This window comes from Glaciibacter sp. 2TAF33, from assembly GCF_052114945.1.
Classification (GTDB): domain Bacteria; phylum Actinomycetota; class Actinomycetes; order Actinomycetales; family Microbacteriaceae; genus Cryobacterium.
The window spans coordinates 15,699-30,918 of sequence record NZ_JBFRFS010000008.1 but is presented as its reverse complement, the minus strand read 5'-3'; the positions used below and the strand labels follow the sequence as shown (position 1 = coordinate 30,918).

General features: G+C 67.6%; 11 protein-coding genes and 1 tRNA gene. 9 read left to right on the top strand and 3 right to left on the bottom strand.

Annotated elements, in window-relative coordinates; all coding sequences use genetic code 11:
- The first annotated feature begins 1 nt into the window (after position 1).
- The 4 genes from pyk (at position 2) to treS (ending at position 5,729) form a co-directional block, all read left to right on the top strand.
- Positions 2-1,450 carry a pyruvate kinase gene (gene pyk / locus AB4Y94_RS09365; protein WP_441727496.1) on the top strand — a complete coding sequence of 483 codons (1,449 nt, stop codon included), beginning with the start codon at positions 2-4 and terminating at the stop codon, positions 1,448-1,450.
- A gap of 113 nt (positions 1,451-1,563) precedes the next feature.
- On the top strand, positions 1,564-1,980 hold the full coding sequence (locus AB4Y94_RS09360) for a DUF6855 family protein (RefSeq protein WP_441727495.1): 417 nt from the start codon (positions 1,564-1,566) through the stop codon (positions 1,978-1,980).
- Between the two features lie 12 nt (positions 1,981-1,992).
- Positions 1,993-3,471: a maltokinase N-terminal cap-like domain-containing protein gene (locus AB4Y94_RS09355; RefSeq protein ID WP_441727493.1), complete on the top strand. Its 1,479-nt coding sequence runs from the start codon at positions 1,993-1,995 to the stop codon at positions 3,469-3,471.
- On the top strand, positions 3,468-5,729 hold the full coding sequence (treS, locus tag AB4Y94_RS09350; protein ID WP_441727491.1) for a maltose alpha-D-glucosyltransferase: 2,262 nt from the start codon (positions 3,468-3,470) through the stop codon (positions 5,727-5,729). Before AB4Y94_RS09355 ends, treS begins: the two co-directional genes overlap by 4 nt.
- Positions 5,730-5,906: 177 nt before the next feature.
- Here treS and AB4Y94_RS09345 read toward each other — a convergent pair whose 3' ends face one another.
- Together AB4Y94_RS09345 and AB4Y94_RS09340 are read right to left on the bottom strand one after the other, a co-directional pair.
- Positions 5,907-6,701 (bottom strand): alpha/beta fold hydrolase, encoded by a 795-nt coding sequence (locus tag AB4Y94_RS09345; RefSeq protein WP_441727490.1) that lies wholly within the window; start codon positions 6,699-6,701, stop codon positions 5,907-5,909.
- A 28-nt stretch (positions 6,702-6,729) separates the two neighbouring features.
- A tRNA-Leu gene (locus tag AB4Y94_RS09340) sits at positions 6,730-6,815 on the bottom strand.
- 38 nt (positions 6,816-6,853) lie between these two features.
- Between AB4Y94_RS09340 and AB4Y94_RS09335 the strand changes: the two genes are divergently transcribed.
- Positions 6,854-7,459: an ANTAR domain-containing response regulator gene (locus AB4Y94_RS09335; RefSeq protein ID WP_441727488.1), complete on the top strand. Its 606-nt coding sequence runs from the start codon at positions 6,854-6,856 to the stop codon at positions 7,457-7,459.
- A gap of 84 nt (positions 7,460-7,543) precedes the next feature.
- Here AB4Y94_RS09335 and AB4Y94_RS09330 read toward each other — a convergent pair whose 3' ends face one another.
- Positions 7,544-7,966, bottom strand: a complete 423-nt coding sequence (locus tag AB4Y94_RS09330; RefSeq protein WP_441727486.1) for a hotdog fold thioesterase — start codon at positions 7,964-7,966, stop codon at positions 7,544-7,546.
- A gap of 57 nt (positions 7,967-8,023) precedes the next feature.
- Here AB4Y94_RS09330 and polA point away from each other — a divergent pair, with 57 nt between their 5' ends.
- The 4 genes from polA (at position 8,024) to rpsA (ending at position 15,104) form a co-directional block, all read left to right on the top strand.
- Entirely contained in the window at positions 8,024-10,705 is a 2,682-nt protein-coding gene (polA, locus tag AB4Y94_RS09325) for a DNA polymerase I (protein WP_441727484.1), read from the top strand.
- 117 nt (positions 10,706-10,822) lie between these two features.
- The gene (locus AB4Y94_RS09320) at positions 10,823-12,499 is read left to right on the top strand and encodes a DUF885 domain-containing protein (RefSeq protein WP_441727483.1); all 1,677 of its coding nucleotides are present in this window, start codon (positions 10,823-10,825) and stop codon (positions 12,497-12,499) included.
- A gap of 34 nt (positions 12,500-12,533) precedes the next feature.
- Positions 12,534-13,517, top strand: a complete 984-nt coding sequence (locus tag AB4Y94_RS09315; protein ID WP_441727482.1) for an epimerase — start codon at positions 12,534-12,536, stop codon at positions 13,515-13,517.
- 120 nt (positions 13,518-13,637) lie between these two features.
- Positions 13,638-15,104, top strand: coding sequence for a 30S ribosomal protein S1 (rpsA, locus tag AB4Y94_RS09310; protein WP_441727480.1), 1,467 nt, complete (start codon positions 13,638-13,640; stop codon positions 15,102-15,104).
- The last annotated feature ends 116 nt before the right edge of the window (positions 15,105-15,220 follow it).

The window sequence follows — 15,220 nt, the reverse complement described above, 5'->3', positions numbered from 1 at the left end:
TATGAGACGCGCGAAAATTGTTGCCACCCTCGGGCCGGCTGTATCGAGCTATGAGCAGATCCGGGGCATCATCGACGCCGGCGTTGATGTCTGCCGGATGAACCTCAGCCACGGCAGCTATGACGTGCACGAGGGCATCTACGCCAATGTGCGGAAGGCGGCGAACGACTCCGGCCGGGCGATCGCCGTGATGGTCGACCTGCAGGGCCCGAAGATCCGCCTCGGCAAGTTCGAGGGCGGACCGTACGAGCTCGCCGTCGGGGACATCTTCAAGATCACCACCGAAGACGTCGTGGGCACCAGGGAGCTCTCCGGCACCACCTTCAAGGGACTCCCGCAGGACGTGAATCCCGGCGACTTCCTGCTGATCGACGACGGCAAGGTCAAGGTCGAGGTGGTTGAGACGGATGGCACGGTCGTCACCACCAAGGTGATCGTCGCCGGTCCGGTTTCCAACAACAAGGGCATCAACCTTCCCGGTGTCGCGGTCAATGTGCCCGCGCTGTCCGAGAAGGACGAGGACGACCTCCGCTGGGGCCTCCGGCTCGGCGCCGACCTGATCGCGCTGTCCTTCGTCCGCGACGCGGTCGACATCAAGCGTGTTCACCAGATCATGGACGAGGAAGGCCGCCGCGTCCCGGTGATCGCCAAGATCGAGAAGCCGCAGGCCGTCGATCACCTCGAAGAGATCATCGACGCGTTCGACGCGATCATGGTCGCCCGTGGCGACCTCGGCGTCGAGCTGCCGCTGGAGGCGGTGCCGATCGTGCAGAAGCGCGCCGTTGAGATCGCCCGCCGGATGGCCAAGCCGGTCATCGTCGCCACCCAGATGCTCGAATCGATGATCCACAGCCCGGTGCCGACCCGCGCGGAGACCTCCGACGTCGCCAACGCGGTGCTCGACGGAGCGGATGCCGTGATGCTGAGCGGTGAGACCAGCGTCGGCGAGTACCCGGTCGTCACCGTGCAGACCATGGCCCGTATCGTGCTCTCCACCGAGGAACACGGCCTGGAGCGCATCCTGCCGCTGACCACGAAACCGCGCACCCAGGGCGGCGCGATCACCCTCGCCGCCAGTGAGGTGGCCGACTTCGTCGATGCCAAGTTCCTCTGCATCTTCACCGAGTCCGGCGACTCCGCGCGGCGGATGGCGCGCCTGCGCGCGAAAATCCCCATGATCGCCTTCACACCGGAGCCCGGCATCCGCCGGCGCCTGGCCCTGACCTGGGGCATCCAGACCTACCTGGTCGACCGGGTCACCCACACCGACGCCATGTTCGGCCAGGTCGATGACATCCTGCTCGGCGAGGGCCTCGCCGAGATCGGCGACCGGGTCGTCGTGATCTCCGGTTCCCCTCCCGGAATCGTCGGCTCGACCAACGACATCCGCGTTCATCGCGTCGGGGACGCCCACAACGAGGTCGCCCCCGCGTACGTGCGCAAGCAGTAGCCGCCGCTTCGCCGAGTACGCACTTGTTGGGGTTATGCGAGCGTGTTAGACCCAACAAGTGCGTTCTCGCGGGGCAGGGATAGCATGGGCTCGCGAGCGTGAGGAGACGAACGATGCCCAGTGGCACTCCCGACGATCCCTGGGTGCTCAGCACCCCACCCGGTTCGTCGCAGTACACCATGTACCGTGACGACCAGGCCGACCCTCCCGCCCTGGTCTGCCAGGTGGGATCCACCCGCCTCAGCTACGACCTGCGCGCCATCGACGAACTCCACGCCTGGCTGCTCGAGCAGGGTGACTGGGTGCCCCTCGGCGCCGCAGACGAACAGAAACCCGCCGCCGACGGCACGGTCGAGGCCTGGGGCCGGTCCGCGGAGAACCCCCGGGGCGGCTGGTACGGCCTGCGGAAGGGCTACCGCGGCCGGTTCGGCATGTACCTCCCGCCGCTCTTGGAGGAGCTCGGCCTGGCCGAACTCACGCACGATCCACGCAATAACCGGATGCGGGCCACGCGCGAGGCAAACCGGTAATAGTCTTCGAACATGCGCCCTGACACGACACCGTTCAGCCTGATCGCGGAATGGCTGCCAGTGCAGCGCTGGTTCGCAGGCAAGACCGCCCTGCCGCTGCTTCGTCGGATCGGCGGCTGGGACCTCCCGGGCGGCGGGGTGGGCATCCACACCCATCTCTTGATGGACGAGAGCGGGCGCACGCCGGTGCTGTACCAGGTGCCGGTCACTGAGCGCACCGAGCCGCTCGCGGGCGCCGAAGGCGCGTTGGTCGGCATCTACCACCCGGAGCCCGGGCGACCGGTCTACGTGTATGACGCGCCGCACGACCCCGCATACGCGCGAGCACTGCTGCGCATGATCATGCTCGGCACGTCTGCCACCCCGGACGGCGCCGGCGCCGCAGGGGTCGCGTTCGGAACCGGCTCGCCGCGGGAGGTCGCTTCGTCTGCGGTGCTCACCGGCGAGCAGTCGAACACCTCGATCATCTATGAACTGGCGGGGCCTGGGCCAGCCGAACGGGTGATTTGCAAGGTGTTCCGCACCCTGCACCACGGCGAGAATCCCGATGTGGTGCTGCAAGGTGCGTTGGCCGCGGCCGGCTCACCCGTGGTGCCGCAACCGGTCGGCGCCGTCGTGGGGGAGTGGGACGACGTCGGGGAGGCCACCGGGCGCGCCACCGGCCACCTCGCGTTCGCCCAGGAGTTCATCTTCGGCGCCGAGGACGGCTGGCGGATCGCCCTCAGGGCGGCCGCCGCGGGAACCGATTTCACAGGCCCCGCCCGCGCACTCGGTGTGTTGACGGCTGAGATGCACGCCGTCCTCGCATCCGTTCTGCCCACCCGCGAACCGGCAGACGGGGACATCGACAGCGCGATCGAAAGCTGGCAGCGCCGCCTGGACCTGGCGGCGGATGAAGTGCCGTCGGTGGCGGAGTACCGCCAGTGGGTCGAAGCGGTCTACCGGGAGACCCGGAACCACGACTGGCCGCGCGTCCAGCGCATCCACGGCGATTTCCACCTCGGACAGGTGCTGGCGACCCCGGCCGGGCGGTGGATCGCGCTCGACTTCGAGGGAGAACCCATGCGCCCCATGATCGAGCGCGGACGCCTCGACTACGCGCTGCGGGACGTTGCCGGGATGCTGCGAAGCTTCGAATACGCCGCGGCGTCCGGCGCCATGAACGCGGCAGCCGTCTCCCCGGCCGGCCGGGATGCGCCCGCAGACGACACTGCCCCGGCCACATGGGCCGCGGCCTGCCGCCGCGCCTTCCTGGACGGCTACGTCGAGCGGTCCGGCGTCGACCTGCGTCGGCACCATGCCCTCCTGGACGCGTTCGAGCTGGACAAGGTGCTGTACGAGGCGGTCTACGAGGCGCGGAACCGCCCGGAGTGGCTCCCGATCCCCATCACAGCGCTCGCGCACTTCGCCGAACGCTCCCACACCGAGGGCCCCGAGACCGGGCGCACCCGAGCCGAGCACGAACGACCAGAGGAGAATGCATCGCGATGAGCGACGAAGAGGAGATCGAGCCCATCGAGATCACATACGACGAGGAGCGCTACCCGGCGAGGCCCGGGCGTCTCCGCCCGCGGGCGAACCTCCGCGCCAGCAGCATCCGTCGTTCCTTCTCCGACCCCCGCTCCGCTGACGCGTCGAACCCCTCCTATGTGGAGTGGCTGACTCGGCAGTCGATGCTGAGGGATGCCGAGATCCTCGGCCGGGGCCTGTCCGGGCAGCCGAGCATGTGGCGCACCCCGTACGCCCGGCCCGATCCGCGCCGCGCAATCGGCATCTCCTCGGTCTGGTTCACGGCCTACCCGATCTCCCTGATCACGCGGGCCGACCAGTCCTACCTCGGGGCGCTGGGCGATGAGGCGCTCTGGGACGCGTTCGAGAAGATCGGCATCACCGCGGTGCACACCGGCCCGGTCAAACAAGCCGGCGGCATCACCGGGTGGAACCGGACCGCCAGCGTCGACGGGCACTTCGACCGGATCAGCACCGAGATCGACCCGGCCTTCGGGGCCGAGGACGAGTTCCGGCAGCTGTCCGATGTCGCCGACCGGCACGGCGGAAGCGTGATCGACGACATCGTCCCCGGCCACACCGGCAAAGGCGCAGACTACCGCCTGGCCGAAATGGGCTACAAGGACTACCCGGGCATCTACCACATGGTCGAGATCCCGGAGGAGGACTGGTCCTCGCTCCCGACCGTCCCCGAAGGCCGGGACTCGGTCAACCTGGACGCCGCCACCGAAGCCCTGCTGGCGGACCAGGGCTACATCATCGGCCAGCTGCAACGCGTGATCTTCTATTCGCCGGGGACCAAGGAGACCAACTGGAGTGCGACCGGGCCGGTGCTCGGCGCGGACGGGCGGACCCGGCGCTGGGTCTACCTGCACTACTTCAAGCAGGGCCAGCCCTCGATCAACTGGCTCGACCCGACATTCGCCGGGATGCGCCTGGTGATCGGCGATGCCCTGCACTCACTCGGTGACCTGGGTTCAAGCGCGCTGCGCCTCGACGCCAACGGCTTCCTCGGCGTCGAGAAGAGCGCGGAGGGCCTGCCGGCCTGGTCGGAGGGGCATCCGCTGTCCGAAGCCGCCAACCACCTCATCGCCGGGATGGTGCGGAAGGTCGGCGGGTTCTCCTTCCAGGAGCTGAACCTCACCATGGAAGACATCCGAGACACCGGCCGTGTGGGCGCCGACCTGTCGTACGACTTCATCAACCGGCCGGCGTACCAGCATGCCCTGGCCATGGGCGACACGGAGTTCCTCCGCCTGACGCTGCGGACGTCGCTGGCCACCGGGGTGGAACCGGTCAGCCTGGTCCACGCGCTGCAGAACCATGACGAACTCACCTATGAGCTGGTGCACTGGGCGACGCTGCACCGCGCCGACCTGTACCCGTTCCGCGGCGAAGAGGTGATGGGGGCTGCACTGGCAGAGACAATCAGGGGCGACCTGGTCGAGAAACTCACCGGGGACGCCGCAGACTACAACCTCGTCTTCACCACGAACGGGATCGCCTGCACCACCGCCTCCGTGATCGCGGCCTCGCAGGGCCTGGGCACGCTGGACTCGATCACCGAATCGCACGTCGACGACATTCGCCAGGCGCACCTGCTCCTGGTCATGTTCAACGCCTGGCAGCCGGGTGTGTTCGCACTGTCGGCATGGGACCTGCTCGGGATGCTGCCGCTGCCCGCTGACCAGGTGCACGACCTGATCGCGGAGGGCGACACCCGGTGGGTGCACCGCGGGGCCCACGACCTCATGAACGTGAATCCCGGAGCCACGGTTTCGAGCTCCGGGATGCCGCGCGGGCGATCGCTGTACGGCACGCTGCCTGAGCAGCTCGCATCCGCTGACTCGTTCGCGAACCAGGTGGCCAGGATCCTGGCGATCCGCACGGCGCTCGGGATCGATGTCGGCACCCAGATCGACATCCCCGACGTCGCGCACCCCGGGATGCTGGTCATGGTGCACCGGCTCGACGGGGGCGACCCCGCCGACGAGGACGCCGCCCTGCAGGTGACAGTGCTGAACTTCACCGGCGAGACGATCGAGGGCACCGTCCGCTCGTCAGCCCTCACCACCCGTCGCACCGTCACCGACGCAGAGACCGGCATCGAGATCGGCAGGGTGGACGACCTCCAGAGCTTCGCCGTGCGGCTTCCGCCGTACGCCGGCCTGTTCCTCCTCATCGGCAGCACCGAGGAAGACCTGGTGGCCGCGGCGGACCCGGTCGAGGAGGACGCCTGAGCGGTCAGGAGGCCGGGACCGCTGTCGCACCCGCCCCACTACCGCTGCCGCACCCGCGCCACCGATGGGTGAGGTACGTATAAAACACCTTCCCGAGGCCCGACGAAGATGCTTTATACGTCCCTCAGCGGCTGGCGCGCGGCGGTGAGCCGAGCGGACAGGGGCGGGCGGAGTTCCTCAGACCGTCGGGGAGTGGCCCAGGCGATGCCGCTCGAAATGCTCCAGGACATCGTCGGATGACTCCGGGACCTCGACGTAGTACCCGTGCCGTGCCCGCTCGATGAGGCGCAGCCGGGCGCCCGCAATGTGGTCGGCGAGGATCCTGGCGTTCTGGGGCGGGCAGAGGATGTCATCCCTCCCGTGGATGACCAGGGTCGGTGAGACGATCCGCGGCAGCGCACTCCAGCCGTCGTGCCCGGCGCTCGCGCCGAAATGGATCCGCCGCGCTTCCCGGCTCCGCGCGTTCGGCAGGGCCGCCTCGGCAGCATCCGGATTCCGCGGGATCCACTCAGGGGTGAAGAAGAAGTCCAGCAGCGCGTCGCGGTTGCCGCTGGCCAGGGCATCCGTTGCCTCCTGCGGGCGGATGACGCCGTGCCGGTCGCCGACCGTCGTGCCGCCGAGGGCGAGGGCGCCCACGCGTTCCGGCGCATCGGCGGCGAGCCACTGGGCGATACGGCCGCCCATGGAGTGGCCGTAGACGTGGGCCCGGTCGACTCCGGCGGCGTCGAGCACCGCCACGACGTCCGCCGCGAAGTCGCGTGTCGACCAGGGCACGCCAAACGAATCGTCACTGCGTCCGACTCCGCGGTGGTCGAACACGACCACCCGGTGGCCGGCGGCGAAGCGGTCGATGACGCCCAGCCACCCGGCGTGGCTCACCGCCAGTCCCGCGATGAGCACGATCGCATCCCCGTGGTCCCCGCGCGTCAGGTACCACAGTCGCGCCCCGTCGGAAGCCGTCGCGAATGTCACACCGGCGGCTCCGAGCGCGGGCAGAAGGTGGTGCCGGTGGTGGGACTCGAACCCACACGTCCTTTCGAACAAAGCATTTTGAGTGCTCCGCGTCTGCCATTCCGCCACACCGGCTCACAACACCTGGTTCAGAATACCGTAGGCTTTTGGTCGTGACCGACCAAGACCAGACCCCAGCTCCTCCCCGCCGTGTTGTCGTCGCGGAAGACGAATCCCTCATCCGCCTCGACATCGTCGAAATTCTCCGTGACAACGGATTCGAAGTGGTTGGTGAGGCAGGCGACGGCGAGACCGCGGTTGCCCTGGCCCGGGAATTGCGCCCCGACCTGGTCATCATGGACGTCAAAATGCCCCAGCTGGACGGCATCAGCGCCGCTGAGCGCCTGTCCAAGGAGCACATCGCCCCTGTTGTGCTGCTCACGGCATTCAGCCAGAAGGAACTCGTCGAGCGTGCGACCGAAGCCGGCGCGCTGGCCTACGTGGTCAAGCCGTTCACCCCGAACGACCTGCTGCCGGCGATCGAGATCGCCCTCTCCCGCTACAGCCAGATCATCACCCTCGAGGCCGAGGTCGCCGACCTGGTCGAGCGGTTCGAGACCCGCAAGCTCGTCGACCGGGCCAAGGGCCTCCTCAACGAGAAGATGGGCCTCACCGAGCCGGAGGCGTTCCGCTGGATCCAGAAGGCGTCGATGGACCGCCGCCTGACCATGCACGATGTCGCCCAGGCGATCATCGAACAGCTTTCAGTCAAGAAGTAAACCCCACCGCACCACGCGGCCACGATCGCCGTTTCCGCCGGGAAGCCCGTGAGACGGGTTCCGGGGGGAACGATGATTCCCGCGTTAAGCGGATGCCGGCCGTTCTTTGATCAGGTTCGTCATCCGGATGGTCGAGCAGCGGCGCCCCCGCTCATCCGTCACCACGATCTCATGGGTGGCGAGGGTGCGGCCCAGGTGGATGGGGGTGCACACCCCGGTCACGAACCCCGACGTCGCCGCACGCGAGTGCGTGGCGTTGATCTCGATGCCCACGTTCATGCGACCCTCGCCGGCGTGCAGGCTGGCCGCCATCGACCCGAGCGACTCGCCGAGGACGACGTAGGCGCCCCCGTGCAGGAGCCCGGCCGGCTGGGTGTTGCCCTCGACCGGCATCCGTGCCACCGCGCGTTCGATCGAGAACTCGAGGAATTCGATGCCCATCTTCTCGGCCAGCGCGCCGGCACCGTGCCGCTGCACCCAGGCCATGGCATCCTCGAAGTTGTCCATCATTGTCCCCTTCAGGCCTCGGTCCGACCTGTCAGACGACGCTTGTAGGCTGGGACGGTGTCGGATTCCGAAAAGCCTACCCTGATGATCATCGACGGCCATTCACTGGCATTCCGGGCGTTCTACGCCCTGCCGGTGGACAGCTTCCAGACCCGAACCGGTCAGCACACGAATGCCATCCACGGCTTCCTGTCGATGCTGCTGCTGCTTCTGAAGAACGAGCGACCCACCCACCTCGCCGTCGCCTTCGACATCTCCCGGTCGTCGTTCCGCACCCGCGACTACCCCGAGTACAAGGGCACCCGCAACGAGACGCCGTCGGAGTTCGCCGGCCAGATCCCGCTGCTGCAGGAGGCCCTCGCGGCGATGAACATTCCCACCCTCACCAAAGAGGACTACGAGGCCGACGACATCCTCGCCACCCTGTCCGTGCAGGGCACCGCGGCCGGCTACAACGTGCTCGTCGTCTCCGGCGACCGTGACACCATCCAGCTGGTCAACGACAACGTCACCCTGCTTTACCCGTCTGCGATGGGAGTGTCCCAGCTCACCCGCTACGACCCGGCCCGGGTGCGCGAGCGCTACGGCATCGAGCCGCACCAGTACCCCGACATCGCCGCCCTGGTCGGTGAGACCAGCGACAACCTGATCGGCATCTCCAAGGTCGGGGAGAAGACCGCGCTGAAGTGGCTGGGACTCTACGGCAGCCTCGACGGCATCCTCGAGCACGCCGAGGAGATCAAGGGCGTCGTCGGCAACAACCTCCGCGAGCAGAAGGAGAACGCCATCCGCAACCGCCGGCTCAACCGGCTGATCACGGATGTCGAACTCCCGGTCACCGTCGACGCTCTCGAACGCGCCTCGATGAACCAGGACTCGGTGCGTGAGGTGTTCGACAAGCTCGAGTTCAAGGCCCTGCTCGACCGGGTGATCAAGCTCGAAGGCGGGGAGGGTCCGGTCGCGGACGCCATCATCGAGACGGCCGCTGAGCTCCGGCCCGAGCCGCCGAAGACACCGGCGGCGCAGTTCCTGCAGGGTGAGGAACTCACCGGCTGGATCGCCCGGGCGGAGAAGGAGTCGCCGGAGGGACTCGGCGTCACGGTCGAGGTGTTTGACGGCCGGCCGATCGGCTTCGGCCTGGCCAGCCCGACCGAGACCGTGAGCCTGCCCTGGCAGAAGGACCGCAGCGACCACGCCCCGCTCGAGACCTGGCTCGCCGGCGACTCGCCCAAGATCATGCACGACGCGAAGTTCCAGCTCAAAGCGCTCAGCCGGGCTGGCCTCGCGTTCAACGGCCTCGCCGTCGACACGCTGGTGGCCGGCTGGCTGCTGCGGCCCGGCGGGCCGGACAAGACCCTGGCTGACCTGGTCACCCGCTACCTCGACGAGTCCCTCCCCGTGGTAGACCCGAACCAACTGGTCCCCGACGACAGCTCCGGGCCGATCATCCCGCTGGAGGCCTGGTACACGCTCCGGGTCGCCGCCGGCGTGCTGGCGATGCTCGACGACGGTTCCCGCCGGGTCTTGACCGACATCGAGATGCCGACCCTGCGCGTGCTCGTCGACATGGAGCTGAGCGGCGTCGCCGTCTCCCACGACCAGCTGTCCGCGCTCTCCGTCCAGCTGGGCGACCGCGCGGCCGGGCTCGCCGCGAGCGCCTTCGCCGAAATCGGCCGGGAGGTGAACCTGGGCTCGCCCAAGCAGCTCCAGGAGGTGCTGTTCGACCAGCTCGGCATGCCCAAGACCCGGGCCAACAAGACCGGGTTCTCCACGGATGCCGGTGCCCTCGCCGACCTGCAGGCCAGCAACCCGCATCCGTTCCTCGATCTCCTGCTGCAGCACCGTGACGCCACGAAGCTGCGCCAGATCGTGGAAACCCTCGACAAGGCCATCGACGGCACCGGGCGGATCCACACCAACTACCTGCAGATCGGCACCACCACCGGGCGGATCTCCTCCAACGACCCGAACCTGCAGAACATCCCGATCAAGACGGAGGAGGGCCGGCGCATCCGTGCCGCCTTCCAGGCCGGCGACGGCGCAGAGGCGCTGCTCACCGCCGACTACTCCCAGATCGAGATGCGGATCATGGCGCACCTGTCTGAGGACGCCGGGCTGATCGAGGCGTTCAACGCCGGGGAAGACCTGCACCGGTTCGTCGGCTCGCGGATCTTCGGGGTGGAGCCGGCGGAGGTGACCCCGCAGATGCGCACAAAGGTCAAGGCCATGTCGTACGGCCTCGCCTATGGTTTGAGCGCATTCGGCCTGTCGAAGCAGCTGCGGATCGAAACGGCAGAGGCCAAGCAGCTGATGAGCGACTACTTCGCCCGTTTCGGCGCGGTTCGGGACTACCTGCGGCGGGTCGTCGAGCAGGCCAAGGTGGACGGTTACACCGAGACCATCTTCGGGCGTCGTCGCCCGTTCCCCGACCTGGCCAGCCCGAACCGGGTGCTCCGCGACAACGCAGAACGGGCGGCACTGAACGCGCCGATCCAGGGTTCGGCCGCCGACATCATGAAATTCGCGATGATCGGGATCCACGCCGACCTCCGCTCAGGGGGCCTGGACTCACGGATGCTGCTCCAGGTGCACGACGAGCTGATCTTCGACGTCGCGCCGGGGGAGTGGGACGCGCTCTCGAGCATTGTCACGCACCAGATGGGGTCCGCCGCTGAGCTCCTGGTTCCGCTCGAGGTGCAGGTGGGCCGCGGGGCGAACTGGGACGATGCCGCGCACTGAACGCCCCCGACGACGCCGCCACCGTAAGCCCGGTTCGCCGACCGGGTGGGGTGCGGCACGGTCCCAGTTGACGGCGGGATCCGCTGCGGGGAGAGCGACGTGTCATAGGCTCTGGCCATGACGAATGAATCCCAACGCACTCCGACGCCGATCGACCAGATCGCCGAGGAGTGGGTCGACACGCTGGTCGAGCTCGACCCGACGGTGGGCACCTACATCGGGCGCACCGAGAATGACGGCCGCTTCGGCGACTACTCCCCGGCGGGCCACGACCGCCTCATCACCGAGGTGAAGAAGGTCATCGCCAAACTGGATGCCGCCACCCCCGTTGATGAGGTCGACACGGTCACCACGACCGACCTGAGGTCGAGCCTCGCCCTGGAAGTCGAGAGCTCCGAAGCGGGACTGCAACTGCGCGACCTCAACGTGATCGCATCCCCGGCCCAGGGCATCCGGGAGATCTTCGACCTCATGCCCACCGCGACAGTGGACGACTGGGAGAACATCTCGTCCCGCCTGGCCAGCGTTCCCCAAGCCATCGACGGCTACATCGAAACGTTGCGGCTCGGCATGGAGCGCGGCATCACGCCCGCCAAACGGCAGGTTCGCGAGGTCTTCGACCAGGCCACACGGCACGCCGCGAACGACGGCTTCTTCAACGCGTTCGTCGCCGACGCGGCGCTTGCGGAAGGCAGCCTTCCCGCCTCACTGGCCACGAGACTCGAAACCACCGCCCACGCTTCGGCAGCGGCATACGGCAAGCTGGCCCGGTTCTTCCGCGACGAGCTGGAGAGCGCGGCGACCGAGCAAGACGCCGTCGGCCGTGACATCTACGCCCTGCAATCCCGCCGTTTCCTCGGCGCCGTGATCGACCTCGACGAAACCTACGACTGGGGTGTCGAGGAACTCGCCCGCATGGTCGCCGAGCAGGAGAGCATCGCAGGCCAGATCAAGCCCGGCGCGAGCGTGCTGGAGGCGATCGCGTTCCTCGACACCGACCCGAGCCGCAAACTGCACGGCACCGATGCGCTGCAGAAATGGATGCAGGAGACCAGCGACCGCGCCGTCACCGAGTTGTCGCAGTCCCAGTTCGACATCCCCGACGAGATCAAGCGGCTCGAGTGCCTGATCGCGCCCACCCAGGAGGGCGGCATCTACTACACCGGCCCGACGGACGACTTCTCCCGCCCCGGCCGGATGTGGTGGTCGGTGCCGGTGGGCATCACCGAATTCGACACCTGGCGAGAACTCACCACCGTGTACCACGAGGGCGTCCCCGGCCACCACCTGCAAATCGGACAGGCCGTGTACAATCGGGCCAAGCTCAACACCTGGCGCAGGCAGCTCGCGGGCACATCCGGCCACGCGGAGGGCTGGGCGCTCTACGCCGAACGGCTGATGGAGCAACTCGGCTACCTGGACGACCCGGCGGACCGTCTCGGCATGCTCGACGGGCAACGGATGCGCGCCGCCCGCGTGGTGCTGGACATCGGCGTGCACCTGGAGAAGCAGACTCCGGACGGTGCCGGCCCGTGGACCGCTGACTACGCGTTCGACTTCATGCGGAAGAACGTCAACATGAACGACAGCTTCGTGAAATTCGAGGTCAACCGCTACCTCGGCTGGCCGGGCCAGGCGCCGTCGTACAAGGTCGGCCAGCGCATCTGGGAGCAGCTGCGGGACACCTACCGGGAGCGCGAGGGCGATGCCTTCTCGATCAAGGAGTTCCACCGCAAGGCGCTGGACCTCGGCGGTGTCGGCCTCGACACCCTGCGGTCGGCGCTGCTGGCATAGCCGACACCGTGAATCAGCCGGGGGAGGGCCTGTCGTGAATGGACGCGTCGTGATCGCCGGGGCATCCGGCTTCATCGGCCGCTCCCTGGCCCGTGCCTTCCGCGCCGAGGGGCGAACGGTGAGCCTGGTCGGCCGATCCGGACCCGACGCCTCCTGGGGCGACACCGCTGCGATCACAGCGCTCCTCGACGGCGCCGACCTCCTGGTCAACCTCGCCGGCAAGAGCGTCAACTGCCGATACAACGCGGTGAACCGGGCCGAGATCCTGCGCTCCCGGGTCGACACCACCCGGGAACTCGCCGAAGCAATCCGCGCCTGCACCGTCCCGCCGGCGCTCTGGGTGAACTCATCCACCGCCACGATCTACCGGCATGCCGACGACCGGCCGATGACCGAGACCCACGGTGAGCTCGGCACCGGTTTCTCGGTCGGCATCGCCACCGCCTGGGAGACGGAGCTGTTCCGCCAGGAGCTTCCCGGCACCCGGCGGGTGGCGCTCCGGATGGCGATCGTCCTCGGCGACGGCAGCGCCCTGGTCCCGCTGATCCGGCTGGCCCGGGCCGGGCTCGGCGGCCCGCAACTCGACGGCCGCTGGTTCCCCACCCGGGCGCGCCGCGCTGCCGGCACCTACCACGAGCCGCGCACCCCAGGAGGTCGGCAGAAATTCAGTTGGATCCACCTCGACGACGTGCTGGGCATCATCCGCTTCCTGGAGACCCGGCCCGAGATCGATGGCGTCGTGAATGCGGCGGCACCGAACCCGGTCGACAATCGCACCCTGATGGGCAGCCTGCGCCGGGTGCTGAAGGTGCCGTTCGGCCTGCCGGCACCTCGATGGATGCTTGAATTCGGCACGGCGCTGATCGGCTCCGAAACTGAACTTGTGCTGAAAAGCCGCTGGGTGATTCCGGAGAGGATGCTGGAGGCGGGCTACGAATTCGAGTACCCGGATCTGGAGCCCGCACTCGCGCAAATCACCGCGGGACGCGGGTTGCCGGCGGCAGTTCAAAACAGCTAAGCTTGAACGTCACGTTTGTGACTTACTATCCGCTGCCATCGCGGAGCCCACAGACTGCTGGTCCGATACCCGCCGTCTTCTGCGCTGGCCCAAACATGTCCATCCTGGAGCAACTACTACATGACAATCGTAACGACCGAAAAGGCACCCAAGCAGGTCGCCATCAACGACATCGGATCTGCTGAAGATTTTCTTGCCGCGGTCGAAAAGACTCTGAAATTCTTCAACGACGGAGACCTCATCGAGGGCACCGTAGTGAAGATCGACCGCGACGAGGTTCTCCTCGACGTCGGCTACAAGACCGAGGGCGTCATTCCCTCCCGCGAACTTTCCATCAAGCACGACGTTGACCCGGCAGACGTGGTCAAGGTCGGCGACCTGGTCGAGGCCCTTGTTCTCCAGAAGGAAGACAAAGAAGGCCGCCTCATCCTGTCGAAGAAGCGCGCACAGTACGAGCGCGCATGGGGCGACGTTGAGAAGATCAAGGACGAGGACGGCGTCGTCACCGGTACCGTCATCGAGGTCGTCAAGGGCGGCCTGATCGTCGACATCGGCCTCCGCGGCTTCCTCCCGGCTTCGCTGATCGAGCTGCGCCGCGTGCGCGACCTGACCCCGTACCTGGGCCAGGAGATCGAGGCGAAGATCCTCGAACTCGACAAGAACCGCAACAACGTTGTGCTTTCGCGTCGTGCCCTGCTCGAGCAGACCCAGTCCGAGAGCCGCACCACATTCCTCAACAACCTCCAGAAGGGACAGGTCCGCAAGGGCATCGTCTCGTCGATCGTCAACTTCGGTGCGTTCGTCGACCTGGGTGGCGTCGACGGACTGGTTCACGTCTCAGAACTCAGCTGGAAGCACATCGAGCACGCCAGCGAGGTCGTCGAGGTCGGCCAGGAAGTCACCGTCGAGATCCTCGAGGTGGACCTGGACCGCGAGCGCGTCTCACTGTCGCTCAAGGCCACGCAGGAAGACCCGTGGCAGGTCTTCGCCCGCACCCACGCCATCGGCCAGGTCGCACCGGGCAAGGTCACCAAGCTCGTCCCCTTCGGCGCGTTCGTTCGTGTTGCAGAGGGCATCGAGGGCCTGGTCCACATCTCCGAACTCTCCGGCAAGCACGTTGAACTGGCCGAGCAGGTTGTCTCGGTCGGCGACGAGGTCTTCGTCAAGGTCATCGACATCGACCTCGAGCGTCGCCGCATCTCGCTGAGCCTCAAGCAGGCCAACGAGGGTGTCGACCCCGAGGGCACCGAGTTCGACCCGGCGCTGTACGGCATGCTCACCGAGTACGACGAGCAGGGCAACTACAAGTACCCTGAGGGCTTCGACCCGGAGACCAACGAATGGCGTGAGGGCTTCGAGACCCAGCGTGAGAAGTGGGAGCAGGACTACGCTGCAGCCCAGGCTCGCTGGGAAGCCCACAAGAAGCAGGTCGCATCGGCCAACGACGAGCTCATCGCCGTTGCCGACACCGCCACCGGCGCTGCCGCTTCGGCGTTCTCGAGCGAGTCGGCCGGCGCCGGCACCCTCGCCGACGACGAGGCACTCGCGGCTCTTCGCGAGAAGCTCTCGGGCAACAGCAGCAACTAGTCACACCAGCAGCACGGACACCGGTCGGGCCCTTCGGGGTCCGGCCGGTGTCGGTTAAGCAACGAGCTGTGGGGCGTGACGTTGGGGCGCGCGTCGGCGGGTGGCGTGCTGGGGGG

What these genes read in the sequence shown, in the direction of transcription:
- AB4Y94_RS09320 (WP_441727483.1), top strand. Translation starts at nt 10,823, where the DNA reads ATGACGAATGAATCCCAACGCACTCCGACGCCGATCGACCAGATCGCC.
- AB4Y94_RS09360 (WP_441727495.1), top strand. Translation starts at nt 1,564, where the DNA reads ATGCCCAGTGGCACTCCCGACGATCCCTGGGTGCTCAGCACCCCACCC.
- pyk (WP_441727496.1), top strand. Translation starts at nt 2, where the DNA reads ATGAGACGCGCGAAAATTGTTGCCACCCTCGGGCCGGCTGTATCGAGC.
- rpsA (WP_441727480.1), top strand. Translation starts at nt 13,638, where the DNA reads ATGACAATCGTAACGACCGAAAAGGCACCCAAGCAGGTCGCCATCAAC.
- treS (WP_441727491.1), top strand. Translation starts at nt 3,468, where the DNA reads ATGAGCGACGAAGAGGAGATCGAGCCCATCGAGATCACATACGACGAG.
- AB4Y94_RS09330 (WP_441727486.1), bottom strand. Translation starts at nt 7,966, where the DNA reads ATGGACAACTTCGAGGATGCCATGGCCTGGGTGCAGCGGCACGGTGCC.
- AB4Y94_RS09355 (WP_441727493.1), top strand. Translation starts at nt 1,993, where the DNA reads ATGCGCCCTGACACGACACCGTTCAGCCTGATCGCGGAATGGCTGCCA.